This window comes from Solirubrum puertoriconensis, from assembly GCF_001483135.1.
Classification (GTDB): Bacteria; Bacteroidota; Bacteroidia; order Cytophagales; family Hymenobacteraceae; genus Solirubrum; species Solirubrum puertoriconensis.
Genome location: NZ_LNAL01000006.1, coordinates 458,663 through 485,377 on the forward strand (window position 1 = coordinate 458,663; position 26,715 = coordinate 485,377).

Genomic DNA, 26,715 nt, shown 5'->3' on the forward strand with positions numbered 1-26,715 from the left:
ACTTTTACAATGGAGAGTTTGATCCTGGCTCAGGATGAACGCTAGCGGCAGGCCTAATACATGCAAGTCGAACGGGCGCAGCAATGCGTCAGTGGCGCACGGGTGCGTAACGCGTAGGCAATCTGCCTACACCTGGGGGATAGCCCGCCGAAAGGTGGATTAATACCGCATGACACCGCGGGCCGGCATCGGCTGGCGGTTAAAGAATTTCGGGTGTAGATGAGCCTGCGTGCCATTAGCTAGTTGGCGGGGTAAGGGCCCACCAAGGCGACGATGGCTAGGGGAGCTGAGAGGCCGATCCCCCACACTGGCACTGAGATACGGGCCAGACTCCTACGGGAGGCAGCAGTAGGGAATATTGGGCAATGGGAGCAATCCTGACCCAGCCATGCCGCGTGCCGGATGAAGGCCTTCTGGGTTGTAAACGGCTTTTGACCGGGAAGAAAAAGCCCCTGCGGGGGAAACCGACGGTACCGGTTGAATAAGCACCGGCTAACTCCGTGCCAGCAGCCGCGGTAATACGGAGGGTGCGAGCGTTGTCCGGATTTATTGGGTTTAAAGGGTGCGTAGGCGGCCCCGCAAGTCCGTGGTGAAAGCCTCTTGCTCAACAAGAGAACTGCCATGGATACTACGGGGCTTGAGTCCAGACGAGGTTGGCGGAATGGACGGTGTAGCGGTGAAATGCATAGATACCGTCCAGAACCCCGATTGCGTAGGCAGCTGACTAGGCTGGTACTGACGCTGAGGCACGAAAGCGTGGGGAGCAAACAGGATTAGATACCCTGGTAGTCCACGCCGTAAACGATGGATACTCGCTGTGGGCGATATGACGGCCCGCGGCTTAGCGAAAGCGTTAAGTATCCCACCTGGGGAGTACGCCGGCAACGGTGAAACTCAAAGGAATTGACGGGGGCCCGCACAAGTGGTGGAGCATGTGGTTTAATTCGATGATACGCGAGGAACCTTACCTAGGCTAGAATGCGCGTGACCGGTTCGGAGACGGACCTTTCCTTCGGGACACAAAGCAAGGTGCTGCATGGCCGTCGTCAGCTCGTGCCGTGAGGTGTTGGGTTAAGTCCCGCAACGAGCGCAACCCCTATGTTTAGTTGCCAGCGCGTCAAGGCGGGGACTCTAGACAGACTGCCTGCGCAAGCAGCGAGGAAGGCGGGGACGACGTCAGGTCATCATGGCCCTTACGCCTAGGGCTACACACGTGCTACAATGGGCGGTACAGCGGGTTGCCACGCAGCGATGCGGAGCCAATCTCGAAAAGCCGTTCTCAGTTCGGATCGCAGTCTGCAACTCGACTGCGTGAAGCTGGAATCACTAGTAATCGCGTATCAGCAACGACGCGGTGAATACGTTCCCGGGCCTTGTACACACCGCCCGTCAAGCCATGGAAGTCTGGTAGACCTGAAGCTGGTGCTCGTCGCAGAAGCCAGTTAGGGTAGAACAGGTAACTGGGGCTAAGTCGTAACAAGGTAGCCGTACCGGAAGGTGCGGCTGGATCACCTCCTTTCTGGAGCTCGACCGATTCGTCGGGCTGTGCCTGGCTTGCGCTCCTCTTTGTCTTTTCATCTTTCACCTGCACCGGGCGACAGGCCCGGTACACGTTCTTTGACGTAACGGCTAGCAAACATAGTAGAGAAATAGCCCAACCACCTTGCGTGGTTGAGCATCACACGAGCAAACGACAGTTCCCTGCTTACTCGGGAACGACCGTTACTGACGGAAGTAACGAAGGGCGCACGGGGGATGCCTAGGCTCTCGGAGGCGACGAAGGACGTGATAAGCTGCGATAAGCTTGGGGGAGGGGCACATACCCGCTGATCCCAGGATTTCCGAATGGGGCAACCCACTTGGTTGAAGACCAAGTATTCGATCCGCAAGGACGAAGGCGAACGCGGGGAACTGAAACATCTAAGTACCCGCAGGAACAGAAAATAACAATGATTCCCCCAGTAGTGGCGAGCGAACGGGGACGAGCCCAAACCGGGTTGGTTACGGCCAGCCCGGGGTTGTAGGACCACGGCGTGGGACCTTTTTACGGTAGTCGAAACAGGTGGGAAACTGTACCAGAGACGGTGAGAGTCCGGTAGACGACATTGTAAGAGGCCCTAGTGGACTCCTGAGTAGGGCGGGGTTGGAGACGCCCCGTCCGAATCCGCCGGCACCATCCGGCAAGGCTACATACTCCCGAGAGACCGATAGTGAACCAGTACCGTGAGGGAAAGGTGAAAAGAACCCCGGATAGGGGAGTGAAAAGAACCTGAAACCGTGCGCTTACAAGCGGTCGGAGCCCCGGTTGTGGGGTGACGGCGTGCCTTTTGCATAATGAGCCTACGAGTTGCTCCTCCCTGGCAAGGTTAAGCGCTTGGAAGCGCGGAGCCGCAGCGAAAGCGAGTCTGAACAGGGCGCAGAGTCAGGGGGGGCAGACGCGAAACTTTGTGATCTACCCATGGGCAGGGTGAAGGTTGGGTAACACCAACTGGAGGCCCGAACCAGTTTCCGTTGAAAAGGATTTGGATGACCTGTGGGTAGGGGTGAAAGGCCAATCAAACTGAGAAATAGCTCGTACTCCCCGAAATGTATTGAGGTACAGCGTCGTGGTCGAGTCACCTGGAGGTAGAGCTACCGATTGGACTAGGGGGTGTCACAGCCTACCGAATCCAGACGAACTCCGAATGCCACGGTGATATACACGGCAGTGAGGCCTGGGGTGCTAAGGTCCCAGGCCGAGAGGGAAAGAACCCAGACCATCCGCTAAGGTCCCTAAATCCGGGCTAAGTTGAACAAAGGAGGTCCAGTTGCCTTGACAGCCAGGATGTTGGCTTGGAAGCAGCCATTCATTTAAAGAGTGCGTAACAGCTCACTGGTCGAGCGACAGGGCATCGATAATACGCGGGCATCAAGTCCGGTACCGAAGCGATGGGTTGCAGCTTGCTGCAGCGGTAGGGGAGCATTCCAGCAGCGGCGAAGCCGCGACCGGGAGGCGCGGTGGAGCGGCTGGAAAAGCAAATGTAGGCATGAGTAACGATAATGGGGGTGCGAAACCCCCACGCCGATAGACTAAGGTTTCCTGCTCAACGCTAATCGGAGCAGGGTTAGTCGGGACCTAAGGCTAAGCCGACAGGCGATGACCGATGGCCAGCTGGTTGATATTCCAGCACTTGTTTTGTGGAGTGATGCGGTGACGGAGAAGTGAAAGGCACGCGGGCGGACGGAAGTGCCCGTTGAAGCGCGTAGGTATAGCCGGGGTAGTGAAGTACGCCCCGGTTGCTGAACCGCGATAGTAGGCCAAGCCCCTCGGGGCGCGGCCATAGTTGCCCTAATCAGACTCCCAAGAAAACCCGCTAAGCGTTTACCGCAAGACGACCCGTACCGCAAACCGACACAGGTAGTCAAGGAGAGCATCCTGAGGCGCTCGAGTGAATCACGGCCAAGGAACTCGGCAAAATGGTCCTGTAACTTCGGGAGAAGGGACGCTTCCTGGCAGCAATGCCAGAAGCCGCAGTGAAAAGGCCCAGGCGACTGTTTAACAAAAACACATGGCTTTGCGAACTCGCAAGAGGAAGTATAAGGCCTGACACCTGCCCGGTGCCGGAAGGTTAAGAGGGGGACTTAGCCGCAAGGCGAAGGTCTGAATCGAAGCCCCGGTAAACGGCGGCCGTAACTATAACGGTCCTAAGGTAGCGAAATTCCTTGTCGGGTAAGTTCCGACCTGCACGAATGGTGTAACGATCTGGGCGCTGTCTCAGCCGTGAGCTCGGTGAAATTGTAGTCTCGGTGAAGATGCCGAGTACCCGCCACGGGACGGAAAGACCCCGTGCACCTTTACTACAGCTTGACATTGACCCTGGGCACCGCATGTGTAGCATAGGTGGGAGGCGTTGAACCGGGGCCGCTAGGTCTCGGGGAGCCGACGTTGAAATACCACCCTTGCGTTGCTTGGGGCCTAATCTCGGACGACGGGAAACAGTGTCTGGTGGGTAGTTTGACTGGGGTGGTCGCCTCCAAAAGTGTATCGGAGGCTTTCAAAGGTCCGCTCAATCCGCTTGGTAACCGGATGCAGAGCGCAATAGCAGAAGCGGGCTTGACTGTGAGGCGTACAGGCCGAGCAGGGTCGAAAGACGGATATAGTGATCCGGTGGTTCCGCATGGAAGGGCCATCGCTCAAAGGATAAAAGGTACGCCGGGGATAACAGGCTGATCTCCCCCAAGAGCTCATATCGACGGGGAGGTTTGGCACCTCGATGTCGGCTCGTCACGTCCTGGGGCTGGAGAAGGTCCCAAGGGTTCGGCTGTTCGCCGATTAAAGTGGCACGCGAGCTGGGTTCAGAACGTCGTGAGACAGTTCGGTCCCTATCTGTGGCGGGCGTTGGAATGTTGACAGGACCTGACCTTAGTACGAGAGGACCGGGTTGGACCAGCCGCTGGTGTACCAGTTGTGCCGCCAGGTGCAGCGCTGGGTAGCTACGCTGGGTCGAGATAAGCGCTGAAAGCATCTAAGTGCGAAACTCACCTGAAGATGAGCATTCCGTTCAAGAAGGTCCGTGGTAGATCACCACGTCGATAGGCCGCAGGTCTTAAGCCGGAGACGGCCAGCCGAGCGGTACTAATGAACCGAACGCTTCCGAATACCGCCTCGTAATTTTTCCGCTGCGTTTGCTGGCCGTGCGTCACAAGCCCACGGCGCCCGCCGCTTCACCAGCCGGGATGTCCGCTACGACAATGGTGGCTTTAGCCCGGGTGTTCACCTCTTCCCATTCCGAACAGAGCCGTTAAGCCCCGGAGCGCCCATGGTACTGCCTTCGCCGGCGGGAGAGTCGGTCGCCGCCAACCTTGTCCCTTGCCCGAGGCCCCCCGCGGGTTCCTGCCCTCCAGGAACCGCCGCGGCGGGGCCTCGGCTGTTTGTACCGCCCCACCGCCACCCGCCCCGGGGCACCAAGCGGGCCGCTAAATTACGCTTGAGTTATTCCCCATCACCCCGTGTTGGTATTCCAATCGGCAGAAGCTGGCACAGGGAGAATATGGTATGTAGTTATTAATTAAGGAGCCGCTGCGTTGTGAGTGGCATAATAGTTACACTATTACAGGACTATCATTACTTGAGTAGCTATTTATGTGGCGTTGCACCCATGCTTGACCGAGTCACTGCAGACCAATGGTGCCTTCTATCTCATCCTCGTATATCGCTTGTATATAGTTAGCCGCTTTGCCTTATTCCAATAAATGACAATACGATTCAGAATGAACAACTCGTATTGTCATTTATTAAAGCGTCTTTTTATTATGAATTACGTTCTTTGGGTACTGCACTCATAGTACTCTATGACTCTTACTCACCCTTGGTTTCTATTAGGGCTTCTCGCTCTAGTTATACCTTTACTGCTTCATTTATTTGAACTTCGTCGCCCGCAACGAGTGCAGTTCACAAATGTTGACTTCATTAAGGAAGTAAAACTGGTAACTGCAAAGCAGCGAAGACTACAACACTTGCTAGTTCTGTTGCTCAGACTGGGGTTTGTTGTTTTTCTCGTTCTTTTATTCTGCCAGCCTTTTCTTCCAGCCGCTGATGCTGACGCCACAGCTAGTAATACTGGTGCGGCGCTTGTGCTTGATAATACATTGAGCATGTCTGCTGAGAGTGCAGATGGTTTACAACTATTGGAGAAAGGCGTCTCAGATGCATTACAGCTTATCGATGCCCTTCCTCGCTCGGCCAGTTATGATCTTATTTCTGGCGATGTACGACAATCCAGCATTACACCTCAGAGAGTCAAAGAGGCTCTGACCAACTCATTCGTATCGGGTTCTGGGCAAAACATTGTTGCCCAAACTGCGTGGTTAGCTAACCGTAATCGAGCAGCTAAGCCTACATCTGTATTTCTGATTTCCGATTTCCAGCGTTCGGGTTTCGACCCAGCCATCATCAAACGCTTTAGTAATCAGCAGGTATATCTATTTCCTATTCGCTCGGCTCCTGCAGGGAATATCTATGTTGATAGCTTGTATTTAGCAGATGAGTTTATCAGGTCTGGAGCAGATTTATCGTTGCAACTCAGGTTTCGGAATGGAGGCAACCAAGACGCCAACAGCATCGGGGTACGGGTAATGATTGCTGATCGTCAGGTCGGTACTTTTCAATTGAGTTTACCGGCTGGACAAAGCGTCACTAATACGGTGCGAGTACGGCTGAATGGTACTACGGCAGTTAAGTGCCGAGTTGAAGTAGAGGATCAACCGGTTCGGTTTGACAACGCATTCTATTTTGTGCTGAGACCTACCAACCGCATTCGGGTTTTGGAAATTGGTTCAAGTCAGAGTCCGCTTAGGCGCTTGTATCCAAATGAAGCGGTGTTTAGCTATCGGGAGGTACGGGTTGGGGAGTTTCAGCCAGAGCTGCTCAGCAATGCTGATTTAGTGGTAGTGAATGCTGCCACTGGGTTGCGAAGTGAGCAACGTGCAGCCCTTAAGCGTTTTGCCGAGTCAGGTGGTGCCATTCTGTTGCTACCAGTTGCTTCGGGTGGAGGCGCTTCTTTTAATGAGGCCTTGGCAGACCTAGGGTTGACGACAGTGCAGATACGTACGGGAAGTCAAGTAGGTGCATCGCAAGAGCTAGCTCCGCCCGATAAGCAGAACCCGTTTTTCCGAGACGTATTTGCGGAGCAAACTCGTCAGCTCGATATGCCTCGCGCAACGCCGCTGCTTTCTTGGAGTCGATCTTCGCTGGATGTTCTGAAATTTCGGGATGGTAGTCCTTTTATATCAGGCTTCCGTAGCGGTACCGGGATGATATATGTAGTTGCCGCGCCACTAGTGCCGGCATACACTTCCTTTACTGAGCATCCTTTGTTTGTACCGGTGATGTACCGGTTGGCGACGTCGAGCATCAATCAAGATCAACTTCCTGCGTATCGGTTGTCAGATCGGACGGTTGTACTGCGCCAACCAGTGGCCTCCGCGCAGGGTAAGGAGCAAGTATATAAACTTGCAAACGACAGTAGCTCATTTATTCCGGCCCAGCAAACGCGCGACGGGCGCCTGTACTTGCAATTGCCACCCGATTTGCGGCAGCCCGGTTATTACAGCCTCACCTTGGACGACCAAGCCGTTGGCAGTCTGGCTTTCAATGCGGATAAGAAAGAGTCGGAACTGAGTTATTACTCAACGGAGGAGCTACGTCAGCTTGAAACAACCTACCCTAACGTGCACGTGTACGAGTCGGCTGGTGGGCAAAGCGTTGCTGCCCAGTTTACTCAGCAGCGCGCCGGCACTCCGTTGTGGCGCTACTGCTTGGCGGCAGCGTTGCTGTGTTTGCTAGGCGAAGTGTTGGTATTGCGCTTTGCCCGAAGTAAGAATGCAGCCATGCCAGTAGCTACCTAGGCGCTCTTTTAGGCAAAGTGCTCTAACTTGCCGGAAAGCTCAACGATTGGGCACAGAGTAGTAGAAAATGATGAATCAGGCTGCGTTGCGGACCGCCGTACGTGTAGGAGCTATTGCCGGCGCTTTGTGTGTGGCTTGGGTGCTGATGCTTTACCTCACCGATCAGAACCCTTATGGGCCAAAGCGCCTCATGACGGTATTTGTACCGCCCATTGCCGTGCTGGTAGCCCAGTGGAGTGCCCGTAAGCTGGCCACCGATCAATTTGGCTTTCTGGTAGCCCTGATGACGGGTGTAGTCACGCTGCTGATAACAGCAAGCTTGTCGGGGCTGGGTGTTTATACCCTGGCCAGAGTAGGCAACCCTAAGTTGATTGAGCAGAACCGCGCGCAGATGAAAAAGATGATCCAGGCAGAGCGGGCCAATTTTCTGAAGGAGAAGGGCGGAAAAGAGCAGTACGAGCGTAGCCTTAGCGGTATAGCCAGTACTCCAGCAGATTTAGCTCAGGATGATTTTAATAAGAAGCTTCTGGCTGGTTTGTTTTTCTTTTTGCCCGGAGCCATTTTCTTTCGGAGATAACTTCTCTCATCCAAAACCCTAACCATCATGGAAAACACTATTACTCCCAATGTTTCGCCTTCTGCCGTTGGCGTACGCTACGGCATCATGCTGGGCATTGTGTCCATCATCTTCACTGCTGTGATTATGATGGCCGGGTTAGATCAGAACACCGCTGTTGGATTGCTGGGAGCTGTAATCACCATTGTTTTCATCGTGCTGGCACACAAAGCATTTAAGCAAGCAAATGGCGGCTTTATGTCGTACGGGCAAGGCTTGGCAATTGGTATAATAGCTTCGGCGGTTTCGGGCATCTTGGCGTCGGTATTCCGTTACATCTACATTACATTCATCGACCCAGATGCTATGGCTCGTGGCATGGAGGCAGCGCGTGCGAAGCTAGAGGAGCGGGGCATGTCAGACGAACAGATTGATCAGGCCATGTCCATGAGCAGCAAAATGACCGAAGGCCCGGTAGGCATTGTAATAGCTATCGTGGGCTCAATCATTGTTGGCTTAATTTTATCGCTGATTATCTCAGCTATTACCAAGCGTACGCGCCCCGAGTTTGAGTAAGAAGAATTTGAAATCATTTCCCGTTGAGCTGTCGATTGTAATTCCGCTGCTCAACGAGGAAGAGTCGTTGCCTGAGTTGACGAGTTGGATTGGGCGCGTGCTGCAGGCGCACGGCCTTTCGTACGAAATTATCCTGATCGACGATGGCTCGACGGACAACTCGTGGGAAGTGATTGAGGAGTTGGCTGCCGCGGATGTACACATCCGCGGCATTCGCTTCAACCGCAACTATGGTAAATCGGCGGCTCTTGATACCGGCTTCAAGGCCTCGGAAGGCCGCGTGGTGTGCACCATGGACGCCGATTTGCAGGATTCGCCGGAGGAGCTGCCCGAACTGTACCGGCTGATTACCGAAGAACGTTACGACCTGATCAGCGGTTGGAAGAAGAAGCGCTACGACCCGCTAAGCAAAACCATTCCGACGAAGCTGTTTAACGGTGTAACGCGTTGGATATCGGGCATACAGCTGCACGACTTCAACTGCGGCCTCAAGGCCTACGACAGCCGCGTGGTGAAGAGCATTGAGGTGTACGGCGAGATGCACCGCTACATTCCGGTAATTGCCAAGTGGGCCGGTTTCCGGCGCATTGGCGAGAAGGCCGTGCAGCACCAAGAGCGCAAATACGGCACCACCAAGTTTGGCCTGGAGCGTTTCGTGTACGGCTTTCTGGATCTGATGAGCATCACGTTCGTAAGCCGCTTTCGCCGCCGGCCGATGCATTTCTTTGGCTCGATGGGGGTGTTGTCGTTTTTCCTAGGTGCCGTAATTACGCTGTGGCTGGTAGGGGAGAAGGTGTGGCTAGCCGCGCACAACTTGCGGGCCCGCGACGTAACCGATCAGCCTTTGTTCTTCCTGGCCCTGGTGGCCGTAATTGTGGGTGTGCAGTTGTTTCTGACAGGCTTTTTGGCTGAGCTTACCTCGCTGAATGGCCGGCGCAAAAACCAATACCTAGTACGCGAAACGCTGAATTTGCCCACTACTTAGGCGCATGGCACGTGTGGTGATTATTGGGCCGGCGTATCCGTTGCGCGGTGGCTTGGCTACCTACAACGAGCGGTTGGCGCGGGCTTTTCGCGAGGCCGGCGACGAGGTGCGCATCGTTACGTTAAGCCTGCAGTACCCCAACTTTCTATTTCCGGGGCAAACGCAGTTCAGCACTGAGCCAGGCCCCGCTGACCTCGCTATTGAAGTCAGCATCAACTCCGTGAACCCGCTAAGTTGGTGGCAAGTAGGACAGCGGCTGCGGCGCGAGCGGCCCGATTTAATTGTGTTCCGGTTTTGGCTGCCGTTTATGGGTCCGGCCCTAGGTACCATTGCCCGCATTGTGCGCGGCAACGGCCACACGCGCATCGTTACGATTACCGATAACGTAATTCCGCACGAGAAGCGGCCCGGCGACCGGCCTTTCACGCAGTACTTCCTGCAGGTGTGCCACGGCTTCGTAACCATGAGTCGCTCGGTACTCGCCGATTTGCGGCACCTCAACCTGAAGCAACCCGCCCGCTACCAAGCGCACCCGCTCTACGACAACTTCGGCCCGATTGTGCCCCAATGCGAGGCACAGCACCGGCTGAACCTAGAGCCCGAGTACCGTTACTTATTGTTCTTTGGGTTTATCAGGGCGTACAAAGGGCTTGATGTGCTGCTGAAAGCCTTTGCCGATGAGCGCTTAGCCAAGCTACCGCTGAAGCTGGTTGTGGCCGGCGAGTTCTACGAAGATGCTGCGCCCTACGAGGCCATCATCCGAGAGCACAACTTAGAGAGCCGCTTAGTGCGCGCCACCGATTTCATCCCGAACGAACGCGTAGCCGATTACTTCTGCGCGGCCGACATGGTGGTGCAGCCTTACAAGCACGCCACGCAAAGCGGCGTTTCGCAGATTGCCTACCACTTTGAGCGGCCCATGCTGGTGACGGATGTTGGCGGATTGGCTGAATTGATTCCAAATGGCGAGGTGGGCTACGTGGTGCCGCCAAACGCCCAAGCCATTGCCGATGCGCTGGTTGATTACTTCACGCACCCCGAGCTGCAAGCGAAGTTTGAAGCCGGCACACGCCGCTACAAACAACAGTTTTCGTGGGCCGAAATGGTAAAGGCTTTGAAAAAGGTGGCTGCGGAGCCGCGCTCCTAGGTACCCCGAGCCGCTTTAACAACAACACCTCCCCGCCTCGCGCTAGCCAAACGGTAGTAGCGAAGCGGGGAGGTGCTTTTACGAAGGGTGCTTAAGCAACAGCGATGGGTAGAGTGGCCTGCACGGCAGCTAGCACTTTTTCAGCTGGCAAATCCTCCATGCAGCTGGTGCCCAGCTTGCAGGAGCCTCGGTAAAAGCACACGCACTCGCGGTTGGGCTGCACAATCTGGCCGCGGCCGTAGAGGTCAAACTCGTATGGGTTGAAGATGTTGTTCATCAGCACGGTAGGCTTGCGCAGGGCAATGCTGATATGCATGGCCATGGTTACCTGCGTTACGATGAGGTCCATGTGATCGAGCAGGTTGATGAACTGTGGCAGCGGGAAGTGCCCTAGGTAAGGCGCGCCCGTAGCTGCTTGCAGGCGCTGGTTGCGTTCTTCCTCGGCCGCGCCACCTAGGAGCACGGGCGCGTAGCCGGCTTGCTGCAGCTGGCCAATCAAGCTAATCCACTTGTCATCAGACCACAGGCGGGTGGTCCAACGGTCGCCGCAGCCGGTGTTCAGGCCCACGCGGCGGCCAGCAGCGGGCAACTGCGGCCATTGGTAGCCTTTGTCGGCGTGGTTGTCGAACACGTATTCTTCGCCCCGGAATTCGTAGCCGCACAGCTCAAAAATCTCTTGTACGTAGGGCTTGGTGTTCTGCAAGCTGAGCTGGTCAAACACCCCGGTCAGGAATTTGTGCTGGGCTAGGTCGTTGGCCGGCCAAGCTACGCCATCGTAAGGGCGTAGGGCGTAGCCAAACTTCTGGGTGGCCTTGATGGTGTTCAGCAGCGCGCCGGCTTCTTTGTCCTTATCGAGGTTGAATACCACGTCGAACTCTCGGGCTTGCAGCTGCAATACGGCCGCGAAATCGAACTTCAGAATCTCATCGACGGCATCCTGTGGCAAGATGGCGGGCGTGTGTGTGAGCCAAGTGATGTAAGCCGCCGGGTACTCCTGCCGTAAGCGGCGCAGCAACGGCGTGGTCCGGATTACGTCGCCGATAGCCCCGAGCTTGATGATAAGAATGCGCTGCTGCACCGGCGCATACACGGGGCAGCCTTCGCACTGGTAGCCGTGCTCCTTATTGGGGCGGCACGGAATGTCGCCACGGAAATGGCGGCAATCCGGGTGCACAACAGTATGATTGGGAATGTTGGTGCTCAACTCAGCGGTAAGGTTAAATGCCCACGTAGTTCCAGGGCGTGATGGCGCGCAGTTCGGCCTTTACTTCGTCGCGCACATCGAGCGTACTCACAAATTCGCTGATGGTAGCCTGCGTAACGGGGCCGTGCGTGCGCGTGAGAGCTTTGAGGGCGTTGTACGGGTCGGGGTATTGCTCGCGGCGCAGGATGGTTTGGATGGCTTCGGCCACTACCGGCCAGTTGGCCTCTAGGTCGCGGCGCAGGGCTTCTTCATCGAGGGCCAGTTTACTCAGGCCGCGTTGCAGCGCCGAAATGGCAATGAGGATGTGGCCCAGCGGAACGCCTAGGTTGCGCAGCACCGTGGAGTCGGTAAGGTCGCGTTGCAGGCGCGAAATGGGCAGCTTGGCCCCTAGGTGTTCCAGCACCGCGTTGGCTAGGCCTAGGTTGCCCTCGGCATTTTCGAAGTCGATGGGGTTTACCTTGTGCGGCATGGCCGAAGAGCCCACTTCGCCGGCCTTAATGGTTTGCCGGAAGTAGCCCAGCGAAATGTACTGCCACACGTCGCGGGCCATGTCGATGAGGATGGTGTTAAGGCGCTTGAGCCCGTCGCAGGTGGCGGCTAGGTGGTCGTAGTGCTCAATTTGGGTGGTGGGGTAGGAGCGGTGCAGGCCCAACTGCTCGTTCACAAACTGGTTGCCGAAGGCGTGCCAATCAACCTGCGGGTAGGCCACGTGGTGGGCGTTGAAATTGCCCGTAGCACCGCCAAACTTTGCCCCGAAGGGCACTTGCTTCAGCAAAACCAATTGGGCCTCCAAACGCGCTACAAATACCTCAAGCTCCTTGCCCAGGCGCGTGGGCGAGGCGGGCTGGCCGTGGGTGCGGGCCAGCATGGGCACGGTGGCCCACTGCGCGGCGCAGGCCCGCAATTGGTCGGTAAGCTGCTCGTAGCCGGGCACAATTTCGCGGTGCAGGGCCTCGCGCAGGCTCAGCGGCACGGCAGTGTTGTTCACGTCCTGCGAGGTCAGGCCAAAGTGGATGAACTCCACGTACGCCCCTAGCTCCAAAATCTCGAACTGGTCGCGGAGCCAGTACTCCACGGCTTTTACATCGTGGTTGGTGATGCGCTCGTGCGCCTTGATGGCCTCGGCGTCGGCTTCGGTAAAATCCTGGTAGAGCAGGCGCAGGCGCTCAAACACGGCCGCATCAACGCCTTGCAGCTGGGGCAAGGGCAACTCGCACAAAGCAATAAAGTACTCTACCTCCACCAGCACGCGGTAGCGAATCAGGGCTAACTCCGAAAAAAAATTGGTCAGCGGAGCTGTTTGGCGGCGGTAGCGCCCATCGAGAGGCGAGAGGGCCGTGAGGGGCGTCAGTGCGTCGTGCGTCATGCGAGAAAGGAACTAGCAGGCCTTAAGCCCTGGTTTTTATGGCAACGAGACAGGTGGTGCAGCCGCCGGCTGCGTTCCGAGCGAAAGCCCGACCGCCGATTTGCTCGCGAAGGTAGGAATGCCTTGCGGCCGGGACAACGTATAGCCGAGCTACGCGTAGGGTCAGTTTGTGGTACTTTTGTACCTGAAGCGGCTTGGGTTCGGCACGAAACTGGCGAGGCAGGCCGCTGATTATCTACACTTCCGTGCGAGTGAATCCGAAAACGAAGAAAGTACTGTACTGGTCGCTAGGTACCGTAGGAGCCTTATTGCTCGTGGGCTTGGTGGTGTTTCTGCTGAAACGCGAGGAGTTGCTGCAGTACGCCATGCGCCAAACCAAAGCGAAGGTAGAGCGCAAATATCCTGTGACCCTGACCTTAGGTCCGGCGCGCTTTACCGATCTGAACACCGTGCAGATCACCAACGTGAGCTTGGTGCCGAAGGTAGGCCTGCAGGATACCCTGCTCACGGCCCGCCGCATCAACGCCAGCATCAGCCTACGCTCGCTATTTGCCCGGCGCCCGGTGTTCAGCAACCTGCAAATTGAGCAGGCACAGCTGCTGGCCCGTAAAACTGCCACCGGCGACAACTACGGCTTTCTGATTAAGCGCACGGGCAAAACCACCGTGCCGCGCGATACCACCAAGGGCACTAATTACGGCATACTGCTGAACCAAGTGCTCGAAACGGCGCTTGAGAACATTCCGGGCGAGGCCGATTTCCGCAATTTTTTGGTCGCCTACGAAAGCCCCCGCCACCGGGCCACCATCGCCATGCCCGAGCTGACTATCGAGGACGGCGACCTAGCCGGTAAGCTCACTGTAGTGCTCGACTCGGTTACCAACCGCATTGGCCTGCGCGGCCACGTGGAGCAGGGCGACGAGAACATGGATGTGCAAGTGTTCAGCCAAGGCCGCCAGCCGGTGGTGCTGCCCTATGTGCAACGTCGCTTTGGCGCCAACGTGCAGTTCGATACGCTTCATTTAAAACTTGCCGGCAAGGATTTCGACGACGACCGACTGACGGTGCGCGGCGCCGCCTTGGCCAGCAACTTCCGCCTGAACCAGCCCAAAATTTCGGACGAAGACGTGGTGGTGCGCCGCGGCGGCATCGACTTTGTGGCCACCCTAGGTCAGAATTACCTCGCGCTGGAAAAGGGCACCAAGCTGACGCTGAACAAGATTGTGGCTTTCCCGCAAATCAGCGTGCGCATGCGTACCCCAGCCGAGCTGGGCCGTCGCGTGGCGGCCGAAACCCGCCACTACAGCCCGCGCCTGCGGGGCCTGCTGGTTTCGCTGAACGTGGAGTCGGACGAAGTGCCGGCCACCGACTTCTTTGCCTCGCTGCCCCAGGGCATATTTGGGGCCGTGGAGGGCATGCAGGGTACCGGCACGCTGCAGTACCACTTAAGCGCCGCCCTCGATATGCAGCAGGTAGATAGCCTGAAGTTTGACTCGGGCCTGCGCGCCAGCCGCGACTTTAAAATCACGCGCTTTGGCCGGGTTGATCTGCGCAAACTGAATACCGAGTTTGCTTACACCGCCTACAACGACCGCGGCGACTCGCTTAAGACCTTTGCCGTAGGTCCATCGAACCCCGACTTTGTGCCGTTTAACCAGGTATCGAGCTACCTGAAGTACGCCATTATCACAGCCGAAGACCCGCGCTTCTTCACGCACAAAGGCTTTATGGAGAAAGCCTTCGTGAAATCGGCTATCCAGAACATCAAGGAGAAGCGCTTTGCCCGCGGCGGCAGCACGCTCTCGATGCAGCTGGTGAAAAACGTGTTCCTGACGCGTAAAAAGACGGTAGCGCGCAAAGCCGAAGAAGCCCTGATGGTGTGGCTGATTGAGAACACCCGCCTCGTTAGCAAAGAGCGCATGATGGAAGTGTACCTCAACATCATCGAGTGGGGCCCAAGCCGCTACCGCTGGCCCAGCGGCGAGCGGGGCGTGTACGGCGTGAAGGAAGCGGCTAATTTTTACTACGACAAAGAGCCTTCGCAGCTGACCCTGCAGGAGAGCCTGTATCTGGCCAGCATCATTCCCAAGCCGAAGTACGCCCGCGAGTCGTTCAACCAATACGGCGATTTGAAGGCCAGTTCGCGCTACTTCTTCCGCCTGATTGCCGACATCATGGCCCGGCGTGGCTATATACCCGAGGCCGAGGCTGATGGACTGAGCCGCTCGGTAAACCTGGCCGGCCCAGCACGCCGCTTCATGAACTTCTCGGCCCGCCCCGATACCACCCGTGCGGTGGCGGCCGACAGCAGCCAGTTTGATCCCATCAACCTTATCGACCTGCTGAATACCGGCGGCTTGCCCGACGAAGGCGCCAACACCAACGCTCCTGCAACCGAGGGCGTGCCCAACGGCGGAAATCAGCCCTAAGCAACGGACCAGGTGCCCAGCAAAAAGCCCGGCGGAGCAGCTGCTCCGCCGGGCTTTTTGCTGTTGTAGTGGCCGCGCCTTATTGCTTGGGTTCGTCTGAAGCGGCGGGTTCTGTTACCTCTTCGTCTTCCTTTTTAGGCAGCACCAACGATATCACTACCGAGAGGGTAAGTACAGCCGCTACAACCCCCAGTGCCCATTCAGTAGGAATATGGAAAAAGTCGTGCAGCAGCAACTTGCCCCCAATGAAGATAAGAATGAGCGACAGGCCGTAGTGCAGGTAGTGGAACAGCTGCATAAGACCAGCCAGCGCGAAATACAGCGCCCGCAGCCCCAAAAGGGCAAACACGTTGGAGGTGTACACGATGAACTTGTCCTGCGTAACGGCCAAGATTGCCGGGATAGAGTCGGCCGCAAACACTACGTCGGTGGTTTCTACCATCACCAGCACCACAAACAGCGGCGTAGCGAACAGCAGCTTCTCCTTCCGTACAAAGAACTTGCTGCCCTCGTACCGGTTGGTAATGGGCAAATGCCGGCTCAGGAAGCGCACCACGGGGTTGTTTTCGGGGTCGATGTCGGGGTCGTCGTTGGTAGTGGCCATTTTGAAGCCCGTGTACACCAGAAACGCGCCAAGTACGTAGAGCGTCCAGCTGAATTTGCTGATGAGCGCCGCCCCGATTATGATGAACAGGGCGCGCAGCACCAAGGCCCCAAGCACACCCCAAAACAAGATTTTGTGCTGATACTCGCCCGGTACCTTGAAGTAGGTGAAGATGAGCAGGAACACGAAGAGGTTATCAACGCTCAGGGCTTTCTCAAGCAAGTACCCTGTGAGAAAGTTCATGCCTGCTTCGCGCCCGAATTCGCGGTATACGAAATAGTTGAAAGCCAGTGAAAGCGCAATCCAGAAGGCGCTCCAGCTCAAAGCTTCGCGCATGCGCACCACGTGAGCCTTGCGGTTAAACACCAGCAAGTCGAGCAGCAGCATGGCTAGCACGAACAAATTAAAAGCAACCCAGAACCAGGGAGATGTAGTCATGCAGAGGGCGCATCAAGGGGCGGCAGCCGGTTGTCCGGCGGCTACCTAGGGGTAGTGGAGCCTTACCGCGTTTTGGGCACGGAGGTTACGGCGTGGGTAGCCGTAGCAGGTTGGGGCAGCGAGGCAGGAGCAACAGAGTTGGGGCCACCGAAATGGCGAAACCAGCTTTCTACTTTCATCTGCACCACGCCCAACAAAGCTTCCTTGAAAATGCCCTTCGACATTTTAGAAGCGCCGCGGGTGCGGTCGGTGAAGATAATAGGCACTTCCTTAATGCGGAAGCCGTGCTTGTAAGCCAACCACTTCATTTCGATCTGGAAGGCGTAGCCCACGAAGTGGATGCGGCTCAAATCGATGGTGCGTAAAACGGGGGCCGTGTAGCACTTAAAGCCAGCCGTGGCATCCATAATGGGCATGCCCGTAACAAAGCGCACGTAGGCCGAGGCAAACCACGACATCAGCACGCGGTCCATGGGCCAGTTCACCACGTTTACGCCGGTGATGTAGCGCGAGCCAATCGACATATCGTGCCCGTCCACGGCGCAGGCCTCGTAGAGGCGCACTAGGTCGTCGGGGTTGTGTGAGAAGTCGGCATCCATCTCGAAGATGTACTGGTAGCCGCGCTGCAACGCCCACTTAAAGCCGTGCAGATAGGCCGTGCCCAGGCCCAGCTTGCCGGTACGCTCCTCCAGGTGCAAGCGCCCCGCAAACTCGCCCATCAGCCCGCGCACCACGGCGGCGGTGCCATCGGGCGAGCCGTCGTCGATGATGAGCACATCAAACGCCTTCGGCAGCGAAAAAACCTTGCGGATGATCAGCTCGGCGTTTTCCCGTTCGTTGTAGGTCGGTATGATGACGAGCGAATCGTTCATTAATCCAAAGGTAACAATTAGGCTATGCTGCCGAGGTTAATTTTTGGGCGACTTGCTGGGCTCGGCGCAGGCAATCGGGGATGCCTACACCGGCGCGCCAGTTAGCTACTGCCCAAATGCCTTGTTGCTCCAGGGCATCGGCCGCGGCGTGTGCCGGAATGATGCGCTCATCGAACTGGGGGATGCTTCGTTCCCACCGATAAATGTGCTGCAACCGTGCCGGCGCATCGGGCTGAAGGCCGTAGAGGCGCTGCTGCTCGGCCCGCAACGAAGCCAGCAGCTGCGCGTCGGGCAATCGGGCGTTGGTTTCGTACTGCGCGCCGCCCACAAACGAGGTGAACAGCACTTGCCCGATCGGGCACCTATCCGGAAACAGCGAACTGCTCCACAAGGTGCCCGCCGCCACGGGTTGTTCTACGCGGGGGCTAAGGGCGCCAAAACCGTTTAAATGGTGCTGCACGGCGTTGCGGTCGTAGGCCGTATGCACGGCCGTGAGCGGGGGGTAGTGCACGGCACCTAGGGCGGCGGCTTCCTGGGGGTGAAGTTGTTTCAGCAGATCGGCAGCCGCGTAGGCCGGCAATGCCAGAATTACGGCATCGTATAATTCGGTGGGCTCCGATTGGCCCGCCAGCTGCAAGCGGTATTTGCCGCCATCCTGAGGCAACAAGGCCTGCACGCGGGTACGCAGGCGTAGGTGCGGCAAGCGGCTGGCCAGGGCATCGGTAAGCACCTGCAAACCGCCCCGGAAGGAAATGATGCGGCGGCGCGCCACGCCCTTCATGGTGCGGGCAAAACCGCGCAGCACCGAGCCATGCTCTTGCTCCAGGGCGGCTAGCTGCGGAAACGTTTTGTGCAGCAGCAGCTGGTTGGGGTCGCCGGCGTAAATGCCCGATACAAATGGGTTGACGGCGTAATCAAGAACTTCTTGCCCGAAGCGGCGCCGGAAAAAATGGCCGATTGTTTCGTGGGCATCGGGGGCGGCTTTGGCGCGGCGCAGTTCCGAAAGGGCCTGCCATTTGCCTTTGAGGCTGAAAAAGCTACCAAACAGCAGCTGCTGGGGCTTGCCCGGTAGCTCGCGCAGCGCGCCGCCACGCACTACGTAGCGGTGCCCGCTCACAGCGCTGGGTTCCTGTATTTGGTCGGTAAGTCCTAGGTCGGTAATCAGACCTTCGAGCTCGGGGCTTAGCTGCAGCGAGTTGGGGCCAAGCTCCAGCACGTAGCCCTCGGGCAAGTGGCGCGTGCGCATGTTGCCGCCGGCCGCGTTGCCGCTCTCGTACACGTGCGCCGTGGCGCCTTGCTGCTGCAAGTACCACGCGGTGGCCAAGCCCGTAATGCCGCTGCCTATAATTGCTACGTTCATGCGAAAGTATAAACCGACCAAAGCTGCAAAAGTAAGCTGCCGAGAATACTCATTTTGCTGATTTATTTCAATTAGGTAGTAAGCACCGGATTACCAGTTCGCCTAGGTGCGGGCAGTAGCCTGTGCGCCGAACAGCCTCGCTGCGCGTACTTTTGCCGGGCATGAATTCATCTTCCCCCGCCAAAGCTGTTTTTCTCGACCGCGACGGCGTACTCAATGCCGAAATCGGCCACTATGTGTGGCGCCTCGAAGATTTTGTGGTGCTGCCCGATGTGCCCGCCGCCCTGCAGCGCCTGCACGCCGCCGGCTACTTGCTGATAGTGGTTACCAACCAAGCCGGTATTGCCAAAGGGCTGTACACGCCCGCCGAAGTAGCGGCTTGCCACCAGAAGCTGCAAGAGGCCTGCGGAGGCGTAATCGATGCGTTTTACTACGCGCCCGGCCATCCGTCGGTGTCGGAGTCGCTGATGCGCAAGCCTGATTCGCTGATGCTCGAAAAAGCCATGGCGCGCTTCCGCCTCGAGGCAGCACAGTGCTGGATGGTAGGCGACCGGCCCCGCGACTTGCAAGCCGCCGCCAAAGTGGGCGTGCGCGGCATTTTGGTAGGCGAGGAGGCCTTAGTGCCCGATGCACCGCTGGTAGCCAACTTAGCCGCCGCTGCCGATTTGATTTTGGGTACCTCCACCACCTAGGGTACCGCTCAACAACAAAAGCCCCACCAAGCGAGCCAATCGTGCTTGCTTGGTGGGGCTTTTGAGTAGTAGAACGTTGCTTACTGGCGTTCGGCCGGGGCTTCGGCGGCGCTAGCCGTTACAGCCGAAGCCTGCTGGGTGGCCGGCTTTTGCTTGGTGTAGGCGGGGCACTTGGTGCTGCACGAACCCAGGCCAGCGGCCAAGGCCAAAACGCCCAGAATTGCAATCTTCTTCATGCAAATGTACAATTATGCGTTAGGGTTACGCGGGGTTAAATGTTCGGTACTAACGGCATTTAGCTCGCGTTTAGTTTGTGCAGAACTAGAAAAATTTCTACCTGGCAGAATATCTATATGAAATTGAACAGTTGAGCTTACGCGTCTAACAAGGACATAAAAAAATCCGGCCGCGGCATCCTTACAGAATGCCGCGGCCGGATTTCTTAGTGCGAAGTGCTTATTGGCGCTCAGCCGGAGCAGCAGCCGAGGCTACTACCTCTGCTTTCTGGGTAGCGGCTTTGCCGTAGGCCGGGCACGACTGCTTGTTGCAAGCACCGAGGCTCAGAGTTGCAGCGGCAGCCAGAAGGAGTAGACCTTTTTTCATGTGTAGTAAGGATTTGCTTGTAAGAAGACAAACATACTGCCGCTGTTAGCCTTACTCCAACAGTCGGGTTCAGAAAAGTGCTATACTGCTGAGCTTGCATGTAGCAACCAAGTGCCTCAACGGCCTAGGTGCCCGTTAGTCAAAAACACAACTCCCGCGCCAGGCAGGTGCCTGGCGCGGGAGAGTGCCGAAACTACCTAGGGTTTGCGCCGCTTAGGCGTAGCCCAAAATGCGCATCATCGATTCGGGGTCTTGCTCGGGGGCAAATTCCCAGTCGCGCACGGTGCCGTCGGCGTCGCGGTCGAGGATAACGTGCTTGGGCGCCGGAATCAGGCAGTGCTTGATGCCGCCGTAACCCGAGAGCTGCTCCTGGTAAGCGCCCGTGTGGAAAAAGCCTACGTACAGCGGCTTCTCCTGACCGCGCTCCGGCAAGAACACCTGGTAAATGTGTTTCTCGGCGTTGTAGTAGTCCTGCGAGTCGCAGGTGAGGCCGCCCAGCTGAATCTTCTTGTAATTACGCTCCCAGCCGTTGAGGGCCAGCATGATAAAGCGCTGGTTAAGGGCCCAGGTGTCGGGCAGGTTCGTGATGAACGAGCCGTCGATCATGTACCACAATTCCTTGTCGTTCTGCAGCTTTTCGTCGAGGATGTTGTAGATGTGCGCCCCCGACTCGCCCACCGTGAAGATGCCGAACTCGGTGAAGATGTGCGGCTCGGGCACGCCCTCTTCGCGGCAAATGCGCTGAATGGTGCGCAGCACTTCCTCAATCATGTACGGGTAATCGTACTCCGGCTGAATGGAAGTTTGAATAGGCAAGCCACCGCCAATGTCGATGGTGTGCAGCGTGGGGCACACCTTGCGCAGCTCGCAGTACTTGTGCACAAAGCGGCGCAGCTCCGACCAATAGTAGGAGGTGTCCTTGATGCCCGTGTTGATGAAGTAGTGCAGCATCGTCAGCTCGAAGCGCGGATCGTTCTTGATCTGCTCTTCGTAAAGCGGAATAGCATCGGCGTAGCGCACGCCCAGGCGCGAGGTGTAAAACTGGAAGCGCGGCTCCTCATCGGAGGCCAGGCGGATGCCTAGGTTGGCGCGGGTGTCGGCGTGCACGTGCTCCTTGTAGTACTCGATTTCCGACAGGTTGTCGAGAATCGGCATGCAGTTCACGAAGCCGTCGTTCATGAACTCAGTGAGGTAGCGCTTGTACCGCTCGCGCTTAAAGCCATTGGCGATGATGTATGTCTGCTTGTTGATGCGGCCCTTGTGGTAGAGCGCGCGCACAATGTGCATATCGTAGCCCGAAGAGGTTTCGATGTGCACGTCGTTTTTCAAGGCTTCTTCCACCACAAAAGCAAAGTGCGAAGCTTTGGTGCAGTAGCAGTAGGTGTAGCTGCCCTGGTAGCCGATCTTCTCAATGCCTTGCTGAAACCACTGCTTGGCCCGCTGGATATTCTCGCTGATTTTGGGCAAGTAGGTGAGGCGCAGCGGCGTACCGTGTTTCCGGATCAAATCCATCAGCGGAATGCCGTGAAAGCGCAGCTCATTACCCTCAACGGTGAACTCCTGCGAAGGAAAGTCGAAGGTCTGGCTAATAAGGTCGTGGTACGTGTCCATGCGTTAGTGCTTGCGGCTTAGAGCTTCGTGCCTGTTGCCTAATGCTTTGCGTAAATGCAGTTGAAGAAAAAAGAGTAACCCGGTACGCTGGCAACGTGTTGGTGGCTTGTAGCCCCGGCACGAAGCACTAGGTACTAAGCAGTAAAAAACCGAAATTAAGGCCCGCAAAGATACCCCAACGGGGGTGTTTTGGTTGTTGAATTGTTCGTTGGTCGCGGAGGAAGGTCCTCCGACGCCAAGCCTAACCGGCGCCTACGGGTGTCAGCCCTTGTGTGTTAGTACCTTGGGGTTCCGGTAATCGGCAAGCAACACTACCGCCCTAAACTTATTTAGCCGATGTAGTATGCGACGAATTAAACTCATTGAAGTGCGGTCCGAACTAGGGGCTGGCACCCGCGGGGCAAGCCTGGGCATCGATGCTCTTAAAGTGGCCTGCTTAAACAAAGGTTCCGATTACTTCCGCCGCTTCAACGCCGTGGCAGTGCCCGACCAGAACCACGTGCTGTTCGATAAAAATCACTTCCCCTACGCGAAGCATATCGACAGCATTTACACCGTGCTCAAAGGCATTGCCAACACGGTAGAGCAAACCCTGCGGTTTGGGGAGTTTCCGCTGGTGCTGGCGGGCGACCACAGCAACGCCGCTGGTACCATTGCGGGCATTAAGGCCGCGTACCCTCACAAAACCCTTGGCGTGGTATGGATTGATGCCCACGCCGACATCCACTCGCCCTACACCACGCCCTCGGGCAATGTGCACGGCATGCCGCTGGCCATGGCCCTAGGTGCCGACCACCGCGAGCTGCAGCACAACCAAGTAGAGCCCGAAACGGAGTTCTTCTGGCGCAAAATCAAGAACCTGGGCGAAGAAGGCCCCAAGGTTACGCCCGACCACCTGGTGTATGTGGTAGTGCGCGACACCGAGATGGAGGAAGACGCCATTATCGCGCAGCACGGCATCCGTAACTACAAGCTCGATGAGTTCCGGGCCAAAGGCCCCCGGCAAGTTGCGCGCGAGATTTACGAGCAGCTGCGCTTCTGCGACCTGGTGTACATCTCCTTCGACGTCGATTCGCTCGACTCGCGCTTCAGCAAAGGCACCGGCACGCCTGTTGAACTGGGCCTCGACGTGGGCGAAGCCAAAGCCTTGTGCCGCGCCCTGCTTGAAAACGACCGCGTAGTATGCTTCGAGATGGTGGAAATCAACCCCACGCTCGACTCCGAAAACACCATGGCCGGCAACGCTTTCGAAATTCTGGAAGCGGCTACCGAGGCTATTCAGGAGCGCCTGCGCCTCGACGACATGGTGACCGGACGCTAAAGCCGGAAACTTATTGTTGGCATTGTGCTAAAAGCGGATACATTCGTGAAAACCAGTTGCGTTTGTATCCGCTTTTCTTGCTGTTGCCATGAATTCGTACGCGCTTCTGAGCGCCCTAGGTGCTGCCGTCCTGCTAGAGGCTTGCACCGGCCCGTCGGCCACTACATCGGGCAGCCGTGGGCAAGCTAACACCGCTGCCGTGCGCGACTCCGTAACCGGCACCGTGGCTTACCGCGAGCGAATTGCCCTGCCGCCCAACGCGGTGCTGCGCGTGCAACTGCAGGATGTAAGCCGACAAGACGCACCGGCCATCGAGTTGGCTTCGGCTACTGTTGAAGCCAAAGGCCGGCAAGTGCCGCTGCCCTTTGTCTTGCTCTACGACACGGTTCGCATCGACCCTACCAACACCTATGCCGTGCAAGCTCGTATCGAGGTCGATGGCAAGCTCATGTTCACCAATGATTCGGCTTACCCCGTAATCACCCGCGGTAATCCTAAGCAGGTGCAGATGATGCTACGCCGCGCCTCGGGGCAGTAGAAGCCAGTAGCGCGGGCTTCAGCCCGCGTGTAGGAGAACTTATTCGCTGAGGTGGCTATGCGCGGTACCAATCGTGCTAGCAAACGCGGGCTAAAGCCCACGCTACACCGTACTGCGTCACTGCGTCCCTAAGGTCAGAAAACAGAAGTTACTAGCCAGAGATGCAGACTGCAACCGGAGGTCGGCGTAGCCGCGTTTATGCTACAGTTGTGTAACGGTGAAATCAGCTGCAACCGAACGACTCAGAAGCTAAAAATCGGTGCTAGCCGCAGAAACGAAGTTCGGCGTAGCCAATCGGTGTAAATCCGTGATTAGCTTTGCGGCCGTGAAACCGCTGCCTGTCTTCGTATTGAACTCGCTGGTGCGGTCGTTTCGGAGCCGAAACGAGCGACGAATGTAGCGTAAGCCTTCAGCTTGCGCGGCCGCTGCTCGTGGCCGCCGCGAAGGTTTACGCCAGCGTCCGATTTTAGCTCCTAAACCAACAGTATTTCAGCGCGCCGCCAATCGGTACCAGCGCGTCGACATAAAACCCGCACCCTGTGCAACAACTCGAACAAGACCTCAAAGCTGCGCTGAGCGCGGCCATTCAGCAAGTATTTGGTGCTGCCGTGCCAGCCGAGCAGCTCACCATTCAGCCCACGCGCAAAGACTTCGCGGGTACCTTCACGCTGGTTACGTTTCCGCTCACCAAAGCCCTAGGTAAAGGCCCCGAGCAAATCGGCCAGGCCCTGGGCGAGTGGCTGCAGGCCAACGAGCCGCGCGTAAACGGCTTCAACGTGGTGAAAGGCTTCCTGAACCTGGAAATTGCTGATGCCGAATGGTTACGGCTGCTGCGCCAGCTGCGCGCCCAGGACATTGCCGCCCCCGTGCAAACCGGTGGCCCCCAGCGTGTGGTGGTGGAGTACTCGTCGCCCAACACCAACAAGCCGTTGCACCTAGGCCACTTGCGCAACAACTTTTTGGGTTACTCGGTGGCCGAAATTCTGAAAGCCACTGGCGCCACCGTTACCAAGGCCAACTTGGTAAACGACCGCGGCATCCACATCTGTAAGTCGATGCTGGCGTACCAGCAGTACGGCCAGGGCGAAACCCCGCAGAGCGCCGGCATTAAAGGCGACCACCTCATCGGCAAGTACTACGTGCTGTTCGAGAAGCACTACCGCGAGCAAATCAAGCAGCTCGAGGCCGAAGGCGTATCGAACGAAGTAGCCAAGCGCGAAGCTCCGCTGATGCGCCACGCGCAGGAAATGCTGCAGGCGTGGGAAGCCGGCGACGAGGAAGTAGTAAGCCTGTGGCGCCAGATGAACGGCTGGGTGTACGAAGGCTTCAACGACACGTACCAGCGCATTGGTGTCGATTTCGACAAGTTCTACTACGAGTCGGAAACGTACCTGCTGGGCAAAGAGCGGGTAGAAGAGGGCTTGGCCAAGGGCGTGTTCTTCCGCAAGGACGACGGCTCGGTGTGGGTCGACCTCACCGACGAAGGCCTCGACCAGAAGCTGCTGCTCCGCGCCGACGGCACCTCGGTGTACATGACGCAGGACCTAGGTACCGCCGAGCTGAAGTACCAGGACTACCAGTACGATTCGTCCGTCTACGTCATCGCCGACGAGCAGAACTACCACATGCAGGTGCTCAAGCTCGTGCTGAAAAAGCTGGGCAAGCCCTACGCCGATGCCATTTACCACCTGAGCTACGGCATGGTCGATCTGCCCTCGGGCAAGATGAAGTCGCGCGAAGGCACCGTGGTAGACGCCGACGAGCTGGTGCAGGAAGTAACCGATGCCGCCAAGCAAACGACCGCCGAGCTAGGCAAAATTGAGGGCCTGAGCGAGCAGGAGGCCAACCAGCTATTCCACACGCTGGGCCTAGGTGCGCTCAAGTACTACCTGCTGAAGGTAGACCCCAAGAAGCGTATGCTGTTTGACCCGAACGAGTCGGTGCAGTTGCAGGGCCACACGGGGCCGTTTATTCAGTACACCCACGCCCGCATTTCGCAACTGCGCCGCAAGGCCGCCGAAATGGGCATCCGGCCCGAGCTGACGGAAGGCGTTGCCACGCTGCACGAAACCGAGCGCGACGTGGTGCAGGCGTTGGCCAGCTACGCATCGGCCGTGGCCGAGGCGGCCCGTACGTACTCGCCGGCCGTTATTGCCCAGTACGCCTACGATTTGGCCAAAACTTACAACCGCTTCTACACCGAAGTACCAGTGCTGCCCGAGCCCGACGCGGCCAAGCGCAGCCTGCGCGTAGCCCTGTCGGCGCAGGTGGCCGACACGCTGCGGCAAAGCCTAAAGCTACTCGGCATCACGGCGCCCGAGCGGATGTAAACCCTTCTACAGAACGCGCTTCGGCGCGTTCTGCTTTTTTACTAATACGCTGAACGTGCCACCTAGGCGCGTTTACCTAAGCTTCCGAATGAAATCAATTGCAGTTTATTGCGGCTCCAGCGCCGGCACCGATGTGCGCTACCGCGAGCACGCCACCCAAGTAGGCCAAACGTTTGCCCAGCGCGGCATTACGCTGGTGTACGGAGGCGGCAACGTGGGCCTGATGGGCGACGTAGCCGATGCCACCATGGCCAGCGGTGGCCAGGCCATTGGCATTATCCCCGGCTTCCTCAAAGACAAAGAAGTGGCGCACCTAGGGTTGACGCAGCTTGAGGTGGTAGAGAACATGCACCAGCGCAAGCTGCGCATGGCCGAGCTAGCCGAAGGCTTTATTGCCATGCCCGGCGGATTCGGTACCTTGGAAGAGTTGTTTGAGGTGCTTACCTGGGGCCAGCTCGGCCTGCACCGCAAGCCCATTGGCTTGCTGAACGTGGCTGGCTTCTACGATGCACTTATTCATCTGCTCGACCACATGGTGCTGCAAGGCTTGCTACGGCCCGAAAACCGCCGCCAGCTGCTCGTGGCCGACAATGTGGATGATTTGCTGGCCCAAATGCAGGCTTGGCAGCCCAGCAGCGTGGAAAAATGGCTAACGCCGAGCCGCACCTAGGAGTTGCTTCAAACAACGGTGCCCCAA

Annotated in this window: 19 protein-coding genes and 3 rRNA genes; 14 read left to right on the forward strand and 8 right to left on the reverse strand. The window is 57.4% G+C overall.

The genetic code is table 11. The features are described from left to right. Nucleotides 1-6: 6 nt before the first annotated feature. The 8 genes from ASU33_RS06780 to ASU33_RS06815 all read left to right on the forward strand — a co-directional run bounded on the left by ASU33_RS06780 (nucleotide 7) and on the right by ASU33_RS06815 (nucleotide 10,650). Nucleotides 7-1,519 (forward strand): 16S ribosomal RNA (locus ASU33_RS06780). 209 nt (nucleotides 1,520-1,728) lie between these two features. Further along, nucleotides 1,729-4,639 (forward strand): 23S ribosomal RNA (locus ASU33_RS06785). A 91-nt stretch (nucleotides 4,640-4,730) separates the two neighbouring features. Continuing rightward, a 5S ribosomal RNA gene (gene rrf / locus ASU33_RS06790) occupies nucleotides 4,731-4,842 on the forward strand. Together the 16S, 23S and 5S rRNA genes form the textbook arrangement of a ribosomal RNA operon. A 489-nt stretch (nucleotides 4,843-5,331) precedes the next feature. Next, the gene (locus tag ASU33_RS20970; protein WP_078062936.1) at nucleotides 5,332-7,386 is read left to right on the forward strand and encodes a BatA domain-containing protein; all 2,055 of its coding nucleotides are present in this window, start codon (nucleotides 5,332-5,334) and stop codon (nucleotides 7,384-7,386) included. A gap of 70 nt (nucleotides 7,387-7,456) precedes the next feature. Further along, nucleotides 7,457-7,963, forward strand: a complete 507-nt coding sequence (locus tag ASU33_RS06800; RefSeq protein WP_160328146.1) for a DUF4199 domain-containing protein — start codon at nucleotides 7,457-7,459, stop codon at nucleotides 7,961-7,963. 27 nt (nucleotides 7,964-7,990) lie between these two features. Continuing rightward, nucleotides 7,991-8,518 carry a DUF4199 domain-containing protein gene (locus tag ASU33_RS06805; RefSeq protein WP_059069545.1) on the forward strand — a complete coding sequence of 176 codons (528 nt, stop codon included), beginning with the start codon at nucleotides 7,991-7,993 and terminating at the stop codon, nucleotides 8,516-8,518. A 7-nt stretch (nucleotides 8,519-8,525) separates the two neighbouring features. After that, nucleotides 8,526-9,503 (forward strand): glycosyltransferase family 2 protein, encoded by a 978-nt coding sequence (locus tag ASU33_RS06810; protein ID WP_286130427.1) that lies wholly within the window; start codon nucleotides 8,526-8,528, stop codon nucleotides 9,501-9,503. Nucleotides 9,504-9,507: 4 nt separating this feature from the next. Next, on the forward strand, nucleotides 9,508-10,650 hold the full coding sequence (locus ASU33_RS06815) for a glycosyltransferase (protein ID WP_059069549.1): 1,143 nt from the start codon (nucleotides 9,508-9,510) through the stop codon (nucleotides 10,648-10,650). A gap of 91 nt (nucleotides 10,651-10,741) precedes the next feature. Here ASU33_RS06815 and ASU33_RS06820 read toward each other — a convergent pair whose 3' ends face one another. Next, nucleotides 10,742-11,854, reverse strand: coding sequence for a glycosyltransferase family 9 protein (locus ASU33_RS06820; protein ID WP_059069551.1), 1,113 nt, complete (start codon nucleotides 11,852-11,854; stop codon nucleotides 10,742-10,744). A 13-nt stretch (nucleotides 11,855-11,867) separates the two neighbouring features. Next, a complete protein-coding gene (purB, locus tag ASU33_RS06825) occupies nucleotides 11,868-13,220 on the reverse strand; it encodes an adenylosuccinate lyase (RefSeq protein ID WP_059069553.1) in 1,353 nt (450 codons plus the stop codon). A gap of 251 nt (nucleotides 13,221-13,471) precedes the next feature. Between purB and ASU33_RS06830 the strand changes: the two genes are divergently transcribed. Continuing rightward, a complete protein-coding gene (locus ASU33_RS06830) occupies nucleotides 13,472-15,649 on the forward strand; it encodes a biosynthetic peptidoglycan transglycosylase (protein WP_059069555.1) in 2,178 nt (725 codons plus the stop codon). A gap of 79 nt (nucleotides 15,650-15,728) precedes the next feature. Here ASU33_RS06830 and ASU33_RS06835 read toward each other — a convergent pair whose 3' ends face one another. From ASU33_RS06835 to hemG, 3 genes are all read right to left on the reverse strand, one after another. Next, nucleotides 15,729-16,691, reverse strand: coding sequence for a TerC family protein (locus ASU33_RS06835; RefSeq protein WP_059069557.1), 963 nt, complete (start codon nucleotides 16,689-16,691; stop codon nucleotides 15,729-15,731). Nucleotides 16,692-16,753: 62 nt separating this feature from the next. Next, nucleotides 16,754-17,563: a polyprenol monophosphomannose synthase gene (locus ASU33_RS06840; protein ID WP_059069559.1), complete on the reverse strand. Its 810-nt coding sequence runs from the start codon at nucleotides 17,561-17,563 to the stop codon at nucleotides 16,754-16,756. 22 nt (nucleotides 17,564-17,585) lie between these two features. After that, complete coding sequence (gene hemG / locus ASU33_RS06845; RefSeq protein WP_059069561.1) at nucleotides 17,586-18,923, reverse strand: protoporphyrinogen oxidase; 1,338 nt, start codon at nucleotides 18,921-18,923, stop codon at nucleotides 17,586-17,588. Nucleotides 18,924-19,084: 161 nt separating this feature from the next. Here hemG and ASU33_RS06850 point away from each other — a divergent pair, with 161 nt between their 5' ends. Further along, the gene (locus ASU33_RS06850; RefSeq protein ID WP_059069563.1) at nucleotides 19,085-19,615 is read left to right on the forward strand and encodes a D-glycero-alpha-D-manno-heptose-1,7-bisphosphate 7-phosphatase; all 531 of its coding nucleotides are present in this window, start codon (nucleotides 19,085-19,087) and stop codon (nucleotides 19,613-19,615) included. 80 nt (nucleotides 19,616-19,695) lie between these two features. Here the strand turns inward: ASU33_RS06850 and ASU33_RS21435 are convergent, their stop codons facing one another. The 3 genes from ASU33_RS21435 to ASU33_RS06855 all read right to left on the reverse strand — a co-directional run bounded on the left by ASU33_RS21435 (nucleotide 19,696) and on the right by ASU33_RS06855 (nucleotide 21,829). Beyond that, entirely contained in the window at nucleotides 19,696-19,851 is a 156-nt protein-coding gene (locus ASU33_RS21435; protein ID WP_160328147.1) for a hypothetical protein, read from the reverse strand. A gap of 220 nt (nucleotides 19,852-20,071) precedes the next feature. After that, entirely contained in the window at nucleotides 20,072-20,218 is a 147-nt protein-coding gene (locus tag ASU33_RS21440; protein ID WP_160328148.1) for a hypothetical protein, read from the reverse strand. A gap of 213 nt (nucleotides 20,219-20,431) precedes the next feature. Further along, nucleotides 20,432-21,829: a type III PLP-dependent enzyme domain-containing protein gene (locus ASU33_RS06855; RefSeq protein ID WP_059069565.1), complete on the reverse strand. Its 1,398-nt coding sequence runs from the start codon at nucleotides 21,827-21,829 to the stop codon at nucleotides 20,432-20,434. A gap of 343 nt (nucleotides 21,830-22,172) precedes the next feature. Here ASU33_RS06855 and ASU33_RS06860 point away from each other — a divergent pair, with 343 nt between their 5' ends. From ASU33_RS06860 to ASU33_RS06875, 4 genes are all read left to right on the forward strand, one after another. After that, nucleotides 22,173-23,150, forward strand: coding sequence for an arginase (locus ASU33_RS06860; RefSeq protein WP_059069567.1), 978 nt, complete (start codon nucleotides 22,173-22,175; stop codon nucleotides 23,148-23,150). 88 nt (nucleotides 23,151-23,238) lie between these two features. Further along, nucleotides 23,239-23,688, forward strand: a complete 450-nt coding sequence (locus ASU33_RS06865; RefSeq protein WP_078062938.1) for a YbaY family lipoprotein — start codon at nucleotides 23,239-23,241, stop codon at nucleotides 23,686-23,688. Between the two features lie 539 nt (nucleotides 23,689-24,227). Further along, on the forward strand, nucleotides 24,228-26,018 hold the full coding sequence (argS, locus tag ASU33_RS06870) for an arginine--tRNA ligase (RefSeq protein WP_059069569.1): 1,791 nt from the start codon (nucleotides 24,228-24,230) through the stop codon (nucleotides 26,016-26,018). An 88-nt stretch (nucleotides 26,019-26,106) separates the two neighbouring features. Further along, a complete protein-coding gene (locus ASU33_RS06875) occupies nucleotides 26,107-26,688 on the forward strand; it encodes an LOG family protein (RefSeq protein WP_059069571.1) in 582 nt (193 codons plus the stop codon). Nucleotides 26,689-26,715 lie beyond the last annotated feature (27 nt).